At 73.1% G+C, this 16,555-nt stretch carries 1 protein-coding gene and 1 pseudogene; both read left to right on the forward strand.

From position 1 onward, the window contains the following. Positions 1–69: 69 nt before the first annotated feature. Positions 70–6,462 (forward strand): annotated as a pseudogene (locus ACQPYA_RS12365) (type I polyketide synthase); the annotation flags it as partial. Positions 6,463–6,486: 24 nt separating this feature from the next. Continuing rightward, the gene (locus tag ACQPYA_RS12370; protein ID WP_433532734.1) at positions 6,487–16,527 is read left to right on the forward strand and encodes an SDR family NAD(P)-dependent oxidoreductase; all 10,041 of its coding nucleotides are present in this window, start codon (positions 6,487–6,489) and stop codon (positions 16,525–16,527) included. Positions 16,528–16,555 lie beyond the last annotated feature (28 nt).

Consider the following 16,555-nt stretch of genomic DNA (forward strand, 5'->3'; position numbering starts at 1 on the left):
CGCTCCAACCGCCCGAGGTGGGGGAATCCTGTGTCGAACGAGGAAAAGCTGCTGGAAAACCTCCGGTGGGTGACCGGCGAACTGCACGAGGCGCAGCAGCGGCTCCGCCAGGCCGAGTCCGGCTCGCGTGAGCCGATCGCGATCGTCGGCATGAGCTGCCGCTATCCCGGCGGCGCCAGCTCTCCCGAACAACTGTGGCGCCTGGTCGCCGACGGCACCGACGCGGTCGCCGGCTTCCCCGCCGACCGGGGCTGGCCCACCGAGGGGCTCTACGACGACGACCCGGGCCGCCACGGCACCTCCTACGTCACCGAGGGCGGCTTCCTCTACGACGCCGACCGTTTCGACCCGGCCCTGTTCGGCATCTCGCCGCGTGAGGCGCTGGCCATGGACCCGCAGCAGCGGCTGCTGCTGGAGGCGGCCTGGGAGACGTTCGAGCGGGCCGGCCTGCCCCCGGACTCGCTGCACGGCTCCCGCACCGGCGTGTTCGCGGGCGTCATGTACCACGACTACGCCGCCCGGCTGACCGAGATCCCGGAAGGGCTGGAGGGTTACATCGGCAACGGCAGCGCGGGCAGCGTCGCCACCGGCCGGGTGTCCTACACCTTCGGCCTGGAAGGTCCCGCGGTCACCGTGGACACCGCCTGCTCGTCGTCGCTGGTCGCGCTGCACCTGGCCGCCCAGTCCCTCCGGCAGGGCGAATGCGATCTGGCGCTCGCCGGTGGCGTCACCGTCATGTTCACCCCCGCCGTCTTCGTCGAGTTCTCCCGGCAGCGCGGTCTGGCGCCCGACGGGCGGTGCAAGTCGTTCGCGGACGCGGCGGACGGCACCGGCTGGGGTGAGGGCGTCGGCATGCTACTGCTGGAGCGCCTCTCCGACGCACGCCGTAACAACCACAAGATCCTTGCCTTGGTACGCGGCAGCGCGGTGAACCAGGACGGCGCGTCCAGTGGTCTGACGGCACCGAACGGGCCTTCGCAGCAGCGGGTGATCCGAGCCGCCCTGGCAAATGCCGGCTTGTCCACTGCGGACGTGGACGCGGTGGAGGCGCACGGTACCGGTACGACGTTGGGTGATCCGATCGAGGCGCAGGCGCTGCTGGCCACGTATGGCCAGGACCGGGATGTCGCCGACCCGGTGTGGCTGGGTTCGGTGAAGTCGAACATCGGTCACACCCAGGCTGCCGCCGGTGTGGCCGGTGTGATCAAGATGGTGCAGGCGATGCGGCACGGTGTCCTGCCCCGCACGCTGCACGTCGACCAGCCGTCCTCCAAAGTCGACTGGACCGAGGGACAGGTACGCCTGCTGACCGAGCCGCGCGACTGGCCGCGCGCAGACCACCCTCGGCGGGCCGGAGTCTCCTCGTTCGGCGTGAGCGGCACGAACGCGCACGTCATCCTCGAAGAGGCACCCGACGTCCCTGCCGTCGTACGGCCCGCCGTCTCATCGGTGCTGCCGTTCGTCCTCTCCGCGCGCACCGCCGACGCGCTGCGCGCGCAGGCATCCCGCCTCGCCGACCAGCTTCCCGATGACCTGCCGGGAACGGCGTTCTCCTTGTTCAGCGCTCGGGCGGCGTTGCAGCGGCGGGCGGTCGCGGTGACTGCCGATCGGGCTGTGCTGGGGACGACCCTGGACGCGCTCGGGGCGGGAGAGCCGGCCGTAGCTCTTGTTGAGGGTGTTGCTGTGGCGGAGGCGTCTCGGGTCGCTTTGGTGTTTCCGGGTCAGGGTTCGCAGTGGGTGGGTATGGCGTCGGAGTTGCGGGCGCAGTCTGCGGTGTTCCGTGACCGTTTCGCCGAGTGTGAGCGTGCGTTGGCGCCGTTTGTGGACTGGCGGTTGTCTGAGGTGGTCGACGACGAGGTGGCGTTGGGGCGGGTTGATGTGGTGCAGCCGGTGTTGTGGGCGGTGATGGTGTCGCTGGCGGAGGTGTGGTCGTCGTTTGGTGTGAAGCCGTCGGTGGTGGTGGGTCATTCGCAGGGTGAGGTCGCCGCCGCGTGTGTGGCGGGTCTGCTGTCTTTGGATGACGGTGCCCGGATAGTCGCGTCTCGTTCGGCGTTGGTGGCGTCGAAGCTGGCCGGCAGGGGTGGGATGGTGTCGGTCTCGGCTTCCCGCGAGGAGGTGGAGTCGTGGCTGGTCGGACTGTCGGTGGCAGCGGTGAACGGCCCGTCGAGCCTGGTCGTGGCCGGCGACGACCGGCTGCTGGACGCTCTCCTCAGCCGTTGCGAGGAGGCGGGGGTTCGTGCCCGGCGGATCGCGGTGGACTACGCCTCCCATTCGGTCGACGTGGAGACGATCGAAACAGACCTGCGCGCCGCCCTGGCCGGGATCGTCCCAACGGTAGGTGGTGTTCCGTTCTTCTCCACCGTCACCGGCCAGTTCGAAACCGTCGTCGACGCGGACTACTGGTACCGGAATCTGCGTCAACCAGTAGGTTTCGCGGCTGCCGTGCAGGCGTTGGTGGCCGATGGCGTGGACGCATTCGTGGAAGTGTCCGCGCATCCGGTGTTGACCACCGCGATCGAGGACACCGTCGAAGACGCCGCCCTTGTTGTTGGGACGTTGCGTCGGGATGAGGGTGGTCTGCAACGGCTGTATCTGAGTCTTGGTGAGGCGTGGACCCGCGGCCTGCCGGTCGACTTCACCCCGGCATTCGGGAACAACCCGCAACTGGTGGACCTGCCGACCTACGCCTTCCAACGAGAGCGTTTCTGGCTCGATCCCACACCGACGCACGGCGGTGATCCGACGACGCTGGGCCTGACCGCCGCCGGCCACCCTTTGTTGGGCGCCGCCGTCCCCCTGGCCGACGGTGACGGTGTCGTCTTGACCGGTCGGATCGGTCTGCACACCCACCCCTGGCTGGCTGATCATGCGGTCAACGGGACGGTTCTGCTGCCCGGGACCGCCTTTGTCGAGTTGGCGTTGCGGGCTGGTGACGAGGCCGGCTGCGGCCGGCTCACCGAGCTGACCCTGGAAACGCCGCTGACGCTCCCCGCGTCCGGCTCGATCCGCCTACAGGTGGTCGTCGGCGGAGAGCAGGAGTCCGGCAGCCGCCCAGTCAGCATCCACTCCCGTCCCGACGGCGAGGACCTCGCCACCCCCTGGCGCCGGCACGCCATCGGCCTGCTCGATAGCACCGGGCCGGCCGGGAACACCGACCTGACGATCTGGCCGCCGGCCGGTGCCGAGCCTGTGGACCTACACGGGCTCTACGACCGTCTCGCCGAGGGCGGCTACGGCTACGGCCCGGCCTTTCGCGGTCTCCAGGCCGCCTGGCGGCGCGGCGCGGAGACGTTCGCGGAGGTGGCCCTGCCGGACACGGCCGCCCCGGACGCCGCGGACTTCGGCGTTCACCCAGCGCTGCTCGACGCGGCGCTGCACGCGATGGCGGTCTCCGGTGACGGGGACGAGGGCCGGGTGCGGCTGCCGTTCGCCTGGACCGGCGTCACGGTGCACGCCACCGGCGCCACCCGGCTGCGCGTCCGGCTGCGTCCGACCGCAGACGGTGTCGCCGTCGACGCCGCCGACCCCACCGGCGCGCCCGTCGTCTCCATCGCCGAACTGACCACCCGGGTACTCACCGCAGACCGGCTCACCGCCGCCGCCGACGACGCGCTGTTCCGCCTCGACTGGACCCGGCAGCCCGTGGAAACGCCCGATGCCCCGGTCGAGGTGGCGCTGCTCGGCCCGGACGATCCCGGCCTCGCGCTCGGCGTACCGATGCGGCACTACGCCGACCTACAGGCGCTGTGCGCGGCCGGTGACCCGCCCGCGCTGGTACTGGCCGCCGTCGACGTGGACGGTGATCCGGCGATCGCGGCCCGCCGCGCGGTGCACCGCACGCTCGCGCTGATCCAGGCGTGGCTGACCGACGACCGGTTCGCCCGCTCCCGACTCGTCGTGCTCACCCGGCACGCCGTCTCCGTCACCTCGGCGGACGGGCCGCCCGAACCCGCACACGCCGCGGTCTGGGGGCTCGTCCGGAGCGTGCAGTCCGAGCACCCCGGCCGGGTGCTGGTCGCCGACCTCGACGGCAGCCCGGGCTCTGCGGCCGTCCTCACGGCGGCGCTCACCGCCGGCGAGCCGCAGATCGCGGTACGGGACGGCGACGCGTACCGTCCCCGGCTGGTCCGGGCCACGCAGTCCGGCCGGATCGTCCCGCCGCCCGGCGTACCGGCGTGGACTCTGGATCTGAACAGTGGCGACACCTTCGACGAGTTGGCGGCGGTGCCGTGCCCGGACGTCCTCGCCCCGCTCGGCGAGGGGCAGTTGCGCATCTCGGTACGCGCCACCGGCCTCAACTTCCGCGACGTGCTGCTCGCCCTCGACGTCGTACCGGCCCAGGACACCCCGTTCGGCGGCGAGGGCGCCGGGGTGGTCACCGAGGTCGGTCCGGGCGTGACCGGCTTCGCCCCCGGCGATCGGGTCATGGGGTTCATGCAGGGCTCCTACGGCGGTCCGGTGGCGGTCACCGATCACCGCCTGGTGGTCGCCGTGCCCGACGACTGGTCGTTCGCGGACGCCGCCGGCGTACCCGTGGTGTTCCTGACCGCGTATTACGCCCTGGTGGACGTGGCGGCGGTGACCCCGGGAGACCGGGTGCTGGTGCACGCGGCGGCTGGCGGCGTCGGCATGGCTGCGGTACAGCTCGCCCGCGTCTTCGGCGCCGAGATCTTCGCCACCGCCAGTCCGGGCAAGCACGACACCGTCGCCGGTCTCGGCATCGACAGGCACCGGATCGGTTCGTCCCGCACCATCGGGTTCGGCACGGACTTCCCCGCCGTGGACGTCGTGGTGAACTCGCTCGCCGGGGAGTTCGTCGACGCGTCGCTGGGGCTGCTCGGCGACGGCGGCCGGTTCGTGGAACTCGGCAAGACGGATGTGCGGGACCCGGCCGACGTCGCGCGGGCACACCCGGGCGTCGCCTACCGCGCCTTCGACCTGGTCGCGGATGCCGGCCTGGACCGGATCAAGGAGATGTTCGGCGAGCTGCTCGCGCTCTTCGAGAAGGGCGTCATCCGCCCGTTGCCGACCACCGTCTGGGACGTGCGGCAGGCCCGGGACGCGTTCCGGCATCTGGCCCAGGCGAAACACGTGGGCAAGCTGGTCCTCAGCGTGCCGCGCCCGCCCGACCCGGACCCGGACGGCACCGTACTGATCACCGGCGGCAGTGGCACCCTCGCCGCTGCGGTCGCCCGTCATCTGGTACGGGAACGGGGCGTCCGGCGCCTGTTGCTGGCCAGCCGGCGTGGCGGTGGTGCGCCCGGTGCGGTGGAACTGGCCGCCGAGCTCGCCGCCGACGGGGCGTACGTCGAGTTCGCCGCCTGCGACGTGGCGGAGCGGTCGTCGGTCGCGGCGCTGCTGTCCAGGATCCCGCCGGAGCACCCGCTGACCGGGGTGGTGCACACGGCCGGCGTACTGGACGACGGTGTCGTCGAGACCCTCGACCCCGGCCGGGTCGACACGGTACTGCGCCCCAAGGCGGACGCCGCCTGGCACCTGCACGAGCTGACCGCCGCGCTGGACCCGGCCTGGTTCGTGCTCTTCTCGTCCGCGGCCGGTGTGCTCGGCGGGCCGGGGCAGGCCAACTACGCGGCCGCGAACGCGTTCCTCGACGCGCTCGCCGGGCTGCGCCGCGCCGCCGGGCTTCCGGCGGTGTCGCTGGCCTGGGGACTGTGGGCCGAACGAAGCGGAATGACCGGGCACCTCGGCGACACCGACCTCACCCGGATGACCCGGGGCGGGATCCGGGCGATGCCGACCGCGACCGCCCTGTCGCTGTTCGACACCGCACTGGAGCAGGCCGATCCGGTACTGCTGCCGCTCGACCTCGACCTGGCATCGCTGCGCGCGGCGGACACCGTACCGCCGCTGTTGAGAGGGCTGGTGCGCCCGCCGGCCCGGCGGGCGGCGCGGGCCCGGGACACCGCTGACGACGGCCAGTCCCTGCGGCAGCGGCTGGCGGGGCTGGCCGTGCCGGACCGGATGCGGATCCTGACGGACCTGGTGCTCGGCCACGTCGCGGCCGTGCTCGGCCACGGCGCCGCGACCGCGATCGAGCCGGGCCGGGCCCTCAAGGAGCTGGGCTTCGACTCGCTCACCGCGGTCGAACTGCGCAACCGACTCAACGGCGCCGCCGGGCTCCGGCTCCCGGCGACGCTCGTCTTCAACCATCCGACGCCGGCCGCGCTCGCCGACCGGCTGCACCACGACCTGTTCCCGGACGCGGACCCGGCGCCGGCCGCCGCCGCACCCGACGACGCCGAGGTGCGCCGGATCCTCGCCACCGTACCGGTCGACCGGATCCGGGCGGCCGGCCTGCTCGACGGGCTGCTCCGCCTGGCGGAGAACACACCGGTCGGCCTGACGGAGAACGCGCCGACACCACAGCCGGCCGCCGAATCCATCGACGATCTCGATGTCGCGGCGCTGGTGCGGCGCGCGCTCGGACACACCGAATCCTGACTCGCAGCGGAGGGTCGCGGACAGATGAACACCTCTCAGGACCAGGTCGTCGAGGCACTGCGCGCGTCGTTGAAGGAGAACGAGCGGTTGCGCGACCAGAACCGCCGGCTCGAGGCGGCGGCCGTGGAACCGGTGGCGATCGTCGGCATGGCCTGCCGGCTGCCCGGCGGCGTCGAGTCCGCCGACGACCTGTGGCAACTCGTCGCCGACGGCGTCGACGCGATGTCCGGCTTCCCGGTGGACCGCGGCTGGGACGTCGACGCGCTCTACGATCCGGACCCGGACACGCCCGGCACCAGCTACGTGCGCGAGGGCGGTTTCGTGCACGGTGTCGGCGGCTTCGACGCGGCGTTCTTCGGCATCTCGCCGCGCGAGGCCACCGCGATGGACCCGCAGCAGCGTCTCCTGCTCGAGGCGTCCTGGCAGGCGCTGGAGCACGCCGGCATAGCACCGGACTCGCTGCGCGGCAGCCGCACCGGCGTCTTCGCCGGCGCCGGCGGCTCCGACTACGCCAACCTGCTGTCCCGGGCCGTGGACGGCGTCGAAGGGTACGTGGTCACCAGCAGTTCCGGCAGCGTCGTGTCCGGCCGGATCTCGTACACGCTCGGGCTGGAGGGCCCGGCGGTCACCGTGGACACCGCCTGCTCGTCGTCGCTGGTGGCGCTGCATCTGGCCGCCCAGGCGCTGCGGCGGGACGAGTGCGCACTCGCGCTCGTCGGCGGCGTGGCCGTGATGGCCACCCCCGGCGGCTTCGTCGAGTTCTCCCGGCAGCGGGGGATGGCCCGGGACGGCCGCTGCAAGGCGTTCGCCGACGCGGCCGACGGCACCGGCTGGGGTGAGGGCGCGGGCGTGCTGGTCGTGGAACGGCTCTCCGACGCACGTCGCAACAACCACAAGATCCTTGCCCTGGTACGCGGCAGCGCGGTCAACCAGGACGGCGCCTCCAACGGTCTCACCGCGCCGAACGGGCCCTCCCAGGAGCGGGTCATCCGGAGTGCGCTCGCCGCCGCCCGGCTCAGCACGGCCGACGTCGACGCGGTCGAGGCGCACGGTACCGGCACCACGCTCGGCGACCCTATCGAAGCCGAGGCGCTGCTCGCCGCGTACGGCCGGGACCGCGAGCCCGGACGGCCGCTCTGGCTCGGCTCACTCAAGTCCAACATCGGCCACACCCAGGCGGCGGCGGGCGTCGCCGGCGTGATCAAGATGGTGATGGCGCTCCGCCACGGGCTTCTGCCCCGCACCCTGCACGTGGACCGGCCGACCAGCCAGGTCGACTGGTCGGCGGGTGCCGTGTCGCTGCTGACCGAGTCGCGCGACTGGCCGCGCAACGGCCGACCCCGCCGTGCGGGGATCTCCTCGTTCGGCATCAGCGGCACCAACGCACACGTGATCCTCGAAGAGGCGCCGGTGGAGACCCCGGCACCGCCGCCGGAACCGGCCGGTCACCCCGTACCGTGGGCGCTCTCCGCACGCTCCGCGCACAGCCTGCGTACGGCCGCCGGCCGGCTGCGCGACCACGCGCTGGCCCACCGGCCGTCCCCGTCCGGCGTCGGCGCCACGCTGGTCGCGGCACGCTCGGCGCTCACCCATCGCGCGGTGGCGCTGGGACTGCCGGCGTTGGATGCGCTGGCGGTCGGTGGTCCGTCGCCGGTGTTGGTGGAGGGTGTGGCGCATCGTGCGGTGCGTCGTCCTGCTTTTGTGTTTCCGGGTCAGGGTTCGCAGTGGGTGGGTATGGCGTCGGAGTTGCGGGCGCAGTCTGCGGTGTTCCGTGACCGTTTCGCCGAGTGTGAGCGTGCGTTGGCGCCGTTTGTGGACTGGCGGTTGTCTGAGGTGGTCGACGACGAGGTGGCGTTGGGGCGGGTTGATGTGGTGCAGCCGGTGTTGTGGGCGGTGATGGTGTCGCTGGCGGAGGTGTGGTCGTCGTTTGGTGTGAAGCCGTCGGTGGTGGTGGGTCATTCGCAGGGTGAGGTCGCCGCCGCGTGTGTGGCGGGTCTGCTGTCTTTGGATGACGGTGCCCGGATAGTCGCGTCTCGTTCGGCGTTGGTGGCGTCGAAGCTGGCCGGCAGGGGTGGGATGGTGTCGGTCTCGGCTTCCCGCGAGGAGGTGGAGTCGTGGTTGGTCGGGTTGTCGGTGGCGGCGGTGAATGGCCCGTCGAGCCTGGTCGTGGCTGGTGATGACCGGTTGTTGGATGCTCTGCTGGCCCGGTGTGAGCAGGCGGGGGTTCGTGCCCGGCGGATCGCGGTGGATTACGCCTCCCATTCGGTCGACGTGGAGACGATCGAGACGGACCTGCGCGCCGCCCTGGCCGGGATCGTCCCAACGGTAGGTGGTGTTCCGTTCTTCTCCACCGTCACCGGCCGGTTCGAGTCGGTGGTTGACGCGGACTACTGGTATCGGAATCTGCGTCAACCAGTCGGTTTCGCGGCTGCCGTGCAGGTGTTGGTGGCTGATGGGGTGGACGGGTTTGTGGAGGTGTCGGCGCATCCGGTGTTGACGACTGCGATCGAGGACACGGTCGAGGGTGCGGCGGTTGTTGTGGGGACGTTGCGTCGGGATGAGGGTGGTCTGCAACGGCTGTATCTGAGTCTTGGTGAGGCGTGGACACGTGGCCTGCCGGTCGACTTCACCCCGGCATTCGGGAACAACCCGCAACTGGTGGACCTGCCGACCTACGCCTTCCAACGAGAGCGTTTCTGGCTCGATCCCACACCGACGCACGGTGGTGATCCGGCGACGCTGGGCCTGACCGCCGCCGGCCACCCTTTGTTGGGCGCCGCCGTCCCCCTGGCCGACGGTGACGGTGTCGTCTTGACCGGTCGGATCGGTCTGCACACCCACCCCTGGCTGGCTGATCATGCGGTCAACGGGACGGTTCTGCTGCCCGGGACCGCCTTTGTCGAGTTGGCGTTGCGGGCTGGTGACGAGGCCGGCTGCGGCCGGCTCACCGAGTTGACCCTGCACGCGCCGTTGACTGTCACCCCGCGTACGGGTGTCGAGGTGCAGGTCCGGGTCACGGTTCCTGACGACACCGGTGCCCGTACTGTCACCATCCACTCCCGGCCCACCGGCGACGCTCCGTGGACGGTACACGCCACCGGCCTGCTCACCACCGAACCCGCGCCCGGCGGCACGGACCTGACGGTCTGGCCACCGGCCGGTGCCGAGGCCGTGGACGTGGACGGCCTCTACGATCGTCTCGCCGACGGCGGGTACGGCTACGGCCCGATGTTCCAGGGACTGCGGGCGGCGTGGCGGCGCGGTGCCGACGTCTTCGCCGAGGTCGCTCTCCCCGAATCCGCGCACCTGGACGCCGCCGCGTTCGGGATACACCCCGCGCTGCTGGACGCCGCCCTGCACGCGACAGCCGTCGCGGACGCCGACCCGGACGGCCCGGTCCGGCTGCCGTTCGCCTGGACCGGCGTCACGCTGCACGCCACCGGCGCCACCGCGCTACGGGTCCAGCTCACCCGCACGGGTCCGGAGGCGATCACCGTCCGTGTCGCCGACCCCGCCGGCCGGCCGGTGCTGACCGCAGACTCCCTCGTCTCCCGTCCGCTCAGCACGGACCTGCCCACCACCGGCCCGGAGAGCCCGCACGACTCGCTGTTCCAGGTCGAATGGCGGGACGGGGTCCCGGCTGCGGCCGCGCCCGCCCGGGTGGTGCTGGCCGGTGCCGACCCATGGTCGGTCGGCGAGGCGCTGACCGGTGCCGGGGTCCGCGTGATCCGCGCCGCCACGCTCGGCGATGCCGCCGCGGAACCGGACACGGACGCGGTGCTGACGCTGCTCGACGACGACGGCGTCCACGACACCACGCACCGCGCGCTGCGCCTGGTGCAGGAGTGGTTTGCTGCCGCGACCACGGCCGGGCTCGTGGTGCTCACCCGGAGCGCGGTCGCCGCCGGGCCCGGGGAGACGGTGACCAGCCTCGGCGCGGCGGCGGCGCGCGGCCTGCTCCGGTCCGCCCAGTCGGAGCGGCCCGGCACGCTCACCATCGTGGACCTCGGCACCGCCTGGTCCGCCGCAGCACTCGCGGGCGCGCTGCGAACGGCCGAACCGGAACTCGCGGTCCGCGCAGACAACATCCTGGCACGCCGTCTGGTCCGCGCCACGACGGCCGAGGCGCTCACCGTACCGGCCGGAGCGCCGGCCTGGCGGCTGGACAGCACCGAGCCGGGCACGCTGGAGCATCTGGCCCTGGTACCCGCGCCGGAGAACTCGGCACCGCTCGGCCCCGGCGAGGTTCGGGTCGCGGTACGCGCCGCTGGCCTCAACTTCCGGGACGTACTCATCGCCCTGGGCATGTACCCCGGTAGCGCCCGGCTCGGCAGCGAGGGCGCCGGGGTGGTCGTCGAGGTCGGTTCGGAGGTGACCGGACTGTCCGTCGGTGACCGGGTGATGGGCCTGTTCTCCGGTGGCTTCGGCCCGATCGCGGTCGCCGACCACCGCACCGTGGTACCGATGCCGGACGGCTGGTCCTTCACCGACGCCGCCGCCACCCCGATCGCGTTCCTGACTGCGTATTACGCGTTGGTGGATGTGGCGGGTGTGCGTGTGGGTGAGCGGGTGTTGGTGCATGCGGCTGCGGGTGGTGTGGGGATGGCGGCGGTGCGGTTGGCGGGTGTGTTGGGGGCGGAGGTGGTGGCGACGGCGCGTCGGGACAAGTGGGGTGTGGTGGGTGTGGCGGGGGTGTGTTCGTCGCGGTCGTTGGAGTTTGCGTCGGTGTTTTCGGGTGTGGATGTGGTGGTGAATTCGTTGGCGGGTGAGTTCGTCGACGCGTCGTTGGGGTTGCTCGGCAACGGCGGTCGGTTTGTGGAGCTGGGTAAGACGGACGTGCGGGATCCATCCGTGGTCGCGGCCGCTCATCCGGGCGTGACCTACCGCGCCTTCGACCTGATGGAGGCCGGTCCGGACCGGCTCCGGGAGATGCTCACCGAGATCACCCGCATGATGGCCGACGGCACGCTCCGCCCCCTGCCGGTCAAGGCCTGGGACGTCCGCCGCGCACCGGACGCGTTCCGACACCTTGCTCAGGCGAAGCACGTGGGCAAGCTGGTGCTGAGCATCCCCCGGCCGCTGGACCCGGACGGAACCGTGCTGATCACCGGCGGCAGCGGCACGCTCGCCGCAGCGGTCGCCCGTCACCTGGTCCGGGACCGAGGCGTCCGGCATCTCCTGCTGGCCAGCCGCCGTGGCGAGGACGCGCCCGGCACCGCCGAGCTGCTGGCCGACCTGACCGGTGCCGAGGTGACCGTCGCCGCCTGCGACGTGAGCGACCGGGCGGCAGTCGCGCGCCTGCTCGCGGGCATCGCCGACGACCACCCGCTGACCGCGGTCGTGCACACCGCCGGCACCCTCGACGACGGCGTGGTCGAGGCGCTCGACCCGGACCGTGTCGACGCGGTGCTGGAGCCGAAGGCCGACGCCGCCCGGCACCTGCACGAGCTGACCGCGCCATTGGACCTGGCCCAGTTCGTCCTCTTCTCGTCCGCCGCGGGCACGCTCGGCGGCCCGGGCCAGGGCAACTACGCGGCGGCGAACGCGTACCTCGACGCGCTCGCCGAGTCCCGCCGGGCCGCCGGGCTCCCGGCCGTGTCGCTCGGCTGGGGACTGTGGGCGGAGCGCACCGGGCTGACCGGTGCGCTCACCGACACCGACGTGCACCGGATGTCCCGCAGCGGCGTCCGCGCGATCTCCACAGAGGACGGCCTGGCGCTCTTCGACGCCGGCATGGAGGCCGACCGGGCGACGCTCGTCCCGGCCCGGTTCGACGTACGCGTCCTGCGCGAGCAGGCCCGGGAGGCCACCCTGCCGCCGCTCTTCGCGGAACTCGTCGGACCGGTACGCCGGACCGTCCGGCAGGACTCTGCCCCGGACACCTCGGGCCTGGCCGCCCGGCTGGCCGGACGACCCTCGGCGGAACGGGACCGCGTCCTGCTCGACCTGGTACGCGGGCACGTCGCCGCGGTGCTCGGCCACGCCTCCGCCGACGCGGTGGAGCCGCTGCGGGCGTTCCGGGACGCCGGTTTCGACTCGCTGACCGCCGTCGAACTGCGTAACCGGCTCACCGCCGTGACCGGACTGCGGCTGCCGCCGACGCTCGTCTTCGACCATCCGACGCCGGCGGCCCTCGCCGCATACCTGGGGGCCGAGGTTGGCGGGGTGGAGGCCGTCTCGGAGGACCGGTCCGCTCCGGCGGCGGTCACCGGCGACCCGATCGTGATAGTGGGCGTGAGCTGCCGCTATCCGGGCGGTGTGGCGTCGCCCGACGACCTGTGGCGGCTGCTCGACTCCGACGGCGATGCGATCGCCGAATTCCCAGCCGACCGTGGCTGGGACGGGGACCTCTACGACCCGGATCCGGGCCAGCGCGGGCGGTCGTACACCCGGCACGGCGGTTTCCTCTCCGACGTGGCCGGTTTCGACGCCGCGTTCTTCGGCATCTCGCCGCGCGAGGCGCTGGCCATGGACCCGCAGCAGCGACTGCTGCTGGAGACGTCCTGGGAGGCGTTCGAGGCGGCCGGGATCGACCCGTCGGCGGCCCGGGGCAGCCGGACCGGCGTCTTCGTCGGCGCCAGCGGCCAGGACTACGCGGCGCTCGCGGCCGCGGCGCCCGAGGAGGTCGAGGGTTACGTCGGCACCGGCAACACCGCCAGTGTCGCCTCCGGCCGGATCTCCTACACGTTCGGCCTGGAGGGTCCGGCGATCACGGTGGACACGGCGTGCTCGTCGTCGCTGGTGGCGTTGCATCTGGCCGCGCAGGCGCTGCGGCAGGGCGAATGCGACCTGGCGCTGGCCGGCGGCGTCACGGTCATGTCCACCCCGGCGCTGTTCGTCGAGTTCTCCCGGCAGCGAGGTCTCGCCCCCGACGGCCGCTCCAAGGCGTTCTCCGCCTCGGCCGACGGCGCCGGTTTCGCCGAGGGCGTCGGCATGCTGCTGCTGGAACGGCTCTCCGACGCACGCCGTAACAACCACAAGATCCTTGCTCTGGTACGCGGTAGCGCGGTGAACCAGGACGGCGCGTCCAACGGCCTGACGGCGCCGAACGGCCCGTCCCAGGAGCGGGTGATCCGAGCAGCGCTGGCAAGCGCTGGCCTGTCCACCGCCGACGTCGACGTCGTCGAGGCGCACGGCACCGGCACGACGTTGGGTGATCCGATCGAGGCGCAGGCGTTGTTGGCCACGTATGGCCGGGAGCGTGGCGAGGCCGGTCCGGTGTGGCTCGGCTCGGTGAAGTCGAACATCGGTCACACCCAGGCTGCTGCCGGTGTGGCTGGGGTGATCAAGATGGTGCTGGCGATGCGGCACGAGCGGCTGCCCCGGACGCTGCATGCCGACGAGCCGTCGCCGCACGTCGACTGGGCTGCCGGGCAGGTCGCGTTGCTGACCGAGCCGCGCGACTGGCCGCGCGACGGCCGGCCCCGACGTGCGGGCGTCTCCTCGTTCGGGATCAGCGGCACCAATGCCCACGTCATCCTGGAGGAGGCACCCGAGCAGATTCCGGCCGAGGCGGAAGAGGCGTTCACGCGTACCCCTGTGCCCTGGGTTTTGTCGGCCCGGACCCCGGCGGCGCTGGCGGAGCAGGCCGGGCGGCTCGGCGCCGCGCTCTCCGCGCGGCCGGACCTCCGGATCGGCGACGTCGCCCACGCGCTGGCGACCACCCGCGCCCGCTTCGGGGACGCCGTGGTGCTCGCCGGCACCGACCGGGACGAGCTGGTCGCGGCCCTGACCGCGCTCGCCGAAGGCCGGGCGGCGGAGGCGGTGACCCCGGTCGCGGCGGCACCGGCCGGCGGCGCGACCGCGTTCCTCTTCAGCGGCCAGGGCAGCCAGCGGGCCGGGATGGGCGCCGAGCTGTACGAGACGCTGCCGGACTTCGCGGCCGCGCTCGACGACGTCTGCGCCCGCCTCGACCGCCAGCTCGGCCGATCGCTGCGGTCCCTGATGACCGCACCGGCGGAGGAGGCCGGGCCGTTGGACGAGACCCGCTACGCGCAGCCGGCGCTGTTCGCGCTGGAGGTGGCCCTCTACCGCCAACTGGCGGCGTGGGGTGTCCGCCCCGACTTCCTGATCGGCCATTCGATCGGCGAGATCACCGCCGCGCACGTCGCCGGCGTCTTCTCGCTCGACGACGCGTGCGCGCTGATCGCCGCGCGGGGGCGGCTGATGCAGGCGCTGCCCGACGGCGGCGCGATGGTCTCGGTGCGCGCCGCCGAGGAGGAGGTGCGGCCACTGGTCGACGCGGAGTCCGGCCGGGTTGCGATCGCGGCGGTCAACGCCCCGGACGCCACCGTCGTCTCCGGAGACGCCGAGGCGGTGGACCGGATCGTCGGGATACTCGCCGAGCGCGGGCACCGGACGAACCGGCTGCGGGTCAGCCACGCCTTCCACTCCGCGCAGATGGACGGGATGCTCGACGAGTTCCGGGAGGTCCTGGCCGGGCTCACGTTCGGCACGCCGACGATCGAGATCGTCTCCAACCTGACCGGCGCACCGGTGCCGGCCGAGGAGCTGTGCACGCCCGACTACTGGGTGCGGCACGCGCGGGAGGCGGTCCGGTTCCTCGACGGCGTGCGGTGGCTGCGGAACGCGGGCGTACGGCGCTTCGTCGAGGTCGGCCCGGACGCGGTGCTGACCGCGCTGGCTCGTACGACGCTGACCGGGGAGGCGGGTGGGCGCCGCGCGTTCGTACCGCTGATGCGTCGCGGCCGGCCCGAGGCGCGTACGCTGCTGGCCGCCGCCGGTGAGCTGCACCTGCACGGCCAGGCCGTCGACTGGACGGCGCTGCTGGCACCGCACCGGCCGCGCCCGGTGACGCTGCCGACGTACCCGTTCCAACACGAGCGGTTCTGGCTGGAGCCGCTGCCGGGTGGCGGCACCGTGGCCACCCGGCCCTCCGGCGTCCCGGAGCGCCTGGTCGGTGCGGCCGACCGGCTCGCCGAGCGGTTGCGTGGCGCCGACGGGGCGGACCGGCCCGGGATCGCGCTGGACCTGGTGCGGACGCTGGCGGCGGAGGTACTCGGCTACGCCGGTGCGCTCGACCCCGAGCAGGAGTTGCTGGCCGCCGGTTTCGACTCGCTCACCGCGGTGGAGCTGGTGGGTCGGCTGGGCGCCGCGACCGGCGTGCAACCACCCGCCACGCTCGTCTTCGACCACCCGACGCCGACGGAGATCGCGGCGTGGCTCGTCCAGGCGGGCACGCCCGGCGATCCGGCGGCGGCGTCGACCGGCGGGATCGCGGACCTCTACTGGGGTGCGCACGCGGCCGGCCGTCCTGCGGAGGCGGCGGCGCTGCTGAGTGCCGTCGCGGCGCTGCGACCGGTGTTCGGCGCGACGGAGGCGGCGGCGCACGCGCCCCGGCCGGTCCCGCTCGCGTCGAGTGATCGGGAGCCCGCGCTGCTCTGCCTGCCCTCCTTCAGCCCGGCGTCCGGGCCACACGAGTACGCCCGGTTCGCCGCCGCGCTACGCGGTGAGCGCGCGGTCTGGGCGCTGCCCGAGCCCGGATTCCGGGCCGGCGAGCCGCTGCCGGAGAGCGTGGCCGCCCTGGTGCGGGCCCACGCGGCGGCGATCCGGGAACTGCGCGGTGACGCCCCGTTCGTGCTGGTGGGGCGCTCGGCGGCGGGCTGGGTCGCGAACGCGCTGGCCGCGCACCTGGAGGAGATCGGCGTCCCCGCCCGGGCCGTGGTGCTGATCGACACCTACGAGCCCGGCGACCTGGTCCGGCGGCCGTGGATCCGGGACGCGATGACCCGCGCGACGTCGGGCCGGGAGAGCGGGCTGGTGCTGCGCAACGAGGACCGGCTCGCGGCGACCGGCGGCTACGACCGGATCTTCACCGGCTGGTCACCCGCGCCGGTCGCCGCCCCGGTGCTGCTGCTGCGGGCGACCGAGCCGTTCTCGGCCGAGTTGCCGGATCTGGCCGGTCCGGAGCGTGACTGGACCGCCCGCTGGACCGCGCCGCACGAGGTGGTCGACGTGCCGGGCGACCACTTCAGCGTGCTGGAGGAGCGGTCGGACGCGGTGGCGAAGGCGTTGCACGACTGGCTCGTCACGGGCCGGTTCTGAGGGTGTCGTCGGAGGAAGGGATGGACGG

The sequence above is a fragment of the Micromonospora sp. CA-263727 genome (assembly GCF_050942455.1).
Lineage (GTDB): Bacteria > Actinomycetota > Actinomycetes > Mycobacteriales > Micromonosporaceae > Micromonospora.

Excerpts from the sequence above, each read along its gene's own strand:
- ACQPYA_RS12370 (WP_433532734.1), top strand. The coding sequence starts at position 6,487 with ATGAACACCTCTCAGGACCAGGTCGTCGAGGCACTGCGCGCGTCGTTG.